This is a genomic window from Marinilabiliales bacterium (assembly GCA_007695015.1).
Classification (GTDB): domain Bacteria; phylum Bacteroidota; class Bacteroidia; order Bacteroidales; family PUMT01; genus PXAP01.
This window is the reverse complement of sequence record REEN01000107.1, coordinates 1-2,836: the sequence shown is the minus strand read 5'-3', so window position 1 is coordinate 2,836 and position 2,836 is coordinate 1. Positions and strand designations below refer to the sequence as shown.

Below are 2,836 nucleotides of genomic sequence, written 5' to 3'. Positions count from 1 at the left end.
AGCTGTGGTTGTCCTTGAACATTAAGGCTGGTTACAACTATAAGCAAAGCCGTCAACAATAAAAACAATCGACCTTGTCTTTTCACTAGTTTGGTAAATATCTTATCCATCTCAAATGGTATTAGGTTCGTTGGGTTGGGTTCAGTTGTTTGGTATTACCGTTACATCACCGGCCATGACAAAAGGCTGCCCGTTGGCAAACCTTCCGCGGGCTTTCCAGATGTAAACTTCGGGAGCAACGAGGCGGTTGTTGAAATACCCGTTCCAGCCGATTTCGATGTTGGTGGTTTCAAATAGCAATAAACCTGATTTATTATATATACTTAGTTGATATTCTGATACACCTTTATACTTGGGATAGAACACTTTTGTTACAGGATCGGCAGGATCGTACCGTCCGTCGGACGGGCCTCCCATGTCGGGCCTGAAGGCATTGGGGAAGCTGATGAAGTACTCCTCATCTGAGAAGATGTTCTCAAGCTCCATTATATCAGTGCATCCGTGCTCTGATACCGCTGTGAGGCTGACGGTGAAATTGCCGGGTTCAAGATAGACATGAACCGGGTCTTTGGCGGTCGAATTATTACCATCGCCGAAATCCCAGATATAGCTTTCGGCATTGCGGGAGTAGTTGAAGAAATAGACCGTGCGGCCGTAGCCGGCATCTTCGTCGGCCCTCACCTCGAAAAGAGCTTCCGGTTTGGGATAGACGGTTATTTGTTGTTCAGCAACATCTTTTAGTCCGCGTTCAGATTCAACCTCCAGCGTTACGGTATAGGTGCCGGGCTGGTCATAGAAATAGACCGGGTGCATTGATGTTGAAAAGCCGCCGTCGCCAAACGACCAGCGGTAGCTTGCCGCGTTAACCGACCTGTCGGTGAACTGCACCCTCAGGTTATGGCAGCCGCTTTCGGGTGTTGCTCCGAAATCTGCGAGTGGAATAATCACATCTTCTTCTGCAGCAAAAAGATCAACAGCTTCATCTACAGGGCCAACAACCTTATCAGCCGGTTGGGCAGGTTGCAGGGGCAGATCAGATACGGCAGGCGAATCGGCCGGCAGCACCTGCATTGGCACTACAGGATCAGTCCCCGGTACTTCAGTATCAATTTCAACGGATTCCTCAGCAGCCGGATCATCAATTACCCCGATTTCGAGGGTGTCGTCCTCAACTTCCGGTTCCCCGAAAGGGATAACCTCTTCAGGCACTTCTTTTTCTACAGGGTCAGCTACATCAGGTTCCGATGTCTCGAGTCCGACATACACCAGCGCCCCTATAATTCCTAAACCGGCAGCCGCGTACCATATATTAAAGGATGTGAGGGAGAAACGGAAAAACTCCTGCCAGGCAAGCTTTTTGCTGATGCCTGTCCATGTTCCGCCGGAAGGCTCAACCTCAAAATTGCTGAACTTATCCCTGAAAAGGTCCTCTATATGGTTTTGATCCGGCATAATCGGTTTGTTTTGTTATTGTCTTTTGCCCAGCCTTTCCCTGATCAGCTTCCTTGCCCTTGAATACTGCGACTTGGATGTTCCCTCGTCAATATTCAGCATCTCTGCTATCTCATGGTGCTTGTACCCTTCAATGGCGTACAGGTTGAACACCACCCTGAACCCCGGGGGCAGTCCGGTGATCACCTTCAGCAGGTCATCCTCCTTCAGCCTTTCAAGTCCCGACACCTCGCCATGGTCTTTCAGGTAGCTTTCGCCCACATTGTCGATCGGGCCCTGCTCCCTGAAATTCCTGTTCCTGTGAAAATGTGTTATCGCCGTGTTTATCATAATGCTTTTAAGCCAACCTGAAAACGACCCTGTACCCGCGTACTGCTTCATGTTCATGAATGCCTTGACGAACCCCTCCTGTAAAATATCCTCGGCCTCGGCCCTGCTGCCCGCGTAACGCATGAGCACCCCGAGCATGAGTGAAGCGTACTTCTCATACAAAAGGCACTGGCACTTCCTGTCTCTCTCAAGGCATCGCTTAACCAGGTAACTGTCGTCTATCATCAATCGCTTCTTATTGTTGCAGACCATCAACCCGACAAAAGGGTTGCACGGCAGATGAAAATCTGTAAAAAATCATTTATGCGGCTGACAAACATCATTGAATCAGAGACCGCATAATATTTACCTTGGCATGTTCAAATAAGGCCAATGTACAAAATAAATAAACATCCCATTTTAGCTGTTACGGAAAAAGAGCGTGTTGGTTTCTCTTTTGAAGGAAAGAAAATCACGGGAGAGAAGGGATTCACCATAGCTGCCGCGCTTCACCAGGCAGGTTACCCGGTTCACAGCCACAGTATCAGGAACCGTAACCGGAGCCTTGAGTGCGGCATAGGGAAGTGCGGTGCATGCGAGATGCTGGTTGACGGGCAGATCAGAAGGATTTGCATTGCCACCGTTGATGACATAAAGGAGGTAAGGGAGATACCCAGGGATTACCATCCCGGCAAAACCCAATATGCAAAAAGCTCGCCCTACAAGGTTTACAGGACCGAGGTTGCGATCATAGGGGCCGGGCCGGCCGGACTGGCAGCGAGGGAGGAGCTGAACAGGCACGGTGTGCCGAACATTGTCATTGACAACAATCCCCAGATCGGCGGACAGTTCCTGATGCAGACCCACCAGTTCTTCTTTTTCGAGAAGGAGCAGAAGTTCGGCGGCATGAGGGGGTTTGATATTGCCAATACCCTTGCCGGGGAAGATCACGGCGGGATATTCCTTGACTCAACCGTTTGGGACATCCTAGAGGGCAACAGGCTTGCCGTAAAGAACATCAAAACAAACGAGATATATTACGACGATGCCAACCACCTGGTTATCGCAACCGGTG

3 protein-coding genes are annotated in these 2,836 nt (G+C 49.7%); 1 reads left to right on the top strand and 2 read right to left on the bottom strand.

Going from position 1 to position 2,836, the window contains the following annotated elements; genetic code table 11:
- Positions 1-141: 141 nt before the first annotated feature.
- The gene (locus EA408_13145) at positions 142-1,452 is read right to left on the bottom strand and encodes a PKD domain-containing protein (GenBank protein TVR68770.1); all 1,311 of its coding nucleotides are present in this window, start codon (positions 1,450-1,452) and stop codon (positions 142-144) included.
- Between the two features lie 15 nt (positions 1,453-1,467).
- Complete coding sequence (locus tag EA408_13140) at positions 1,468-2,007, bottom strand: RNA polymerase sigma factor (protein ID TVR68769.1); 540 nt, start codon at positions 2,005-2,007, stop codon at positions 1,468-1,470.
- 147 nt (positions 2,008-2,154) lie between these two features.
- Here EA408_13140 and EA408_13135 point away from each other — a divergent pair.
- The coding region (locus tag EA408_13135) for a ferredoxin (GenBank protein TVR68768.1) at positions 2,155-2,836 on the top strand (682 nt) is incomplete at its 3' end.

Excerpts from the sequence above, each read along its gene's own strand:
- EA408_13145 (TVR68770.1), bottom strand. The coding sequence starts at position 1,452 with ATGCCGGATCAAAACCATATAGAGGACCTTTTCAGGGATAAGTTCAGC.
- EA408_13140 (TVR68769.1), bottom strand. The coding sequence starts at position 2,007 with ATGATAGACGACAGTTACCTGGTTAAGCGATGCCTTGAGAGAGACAGG.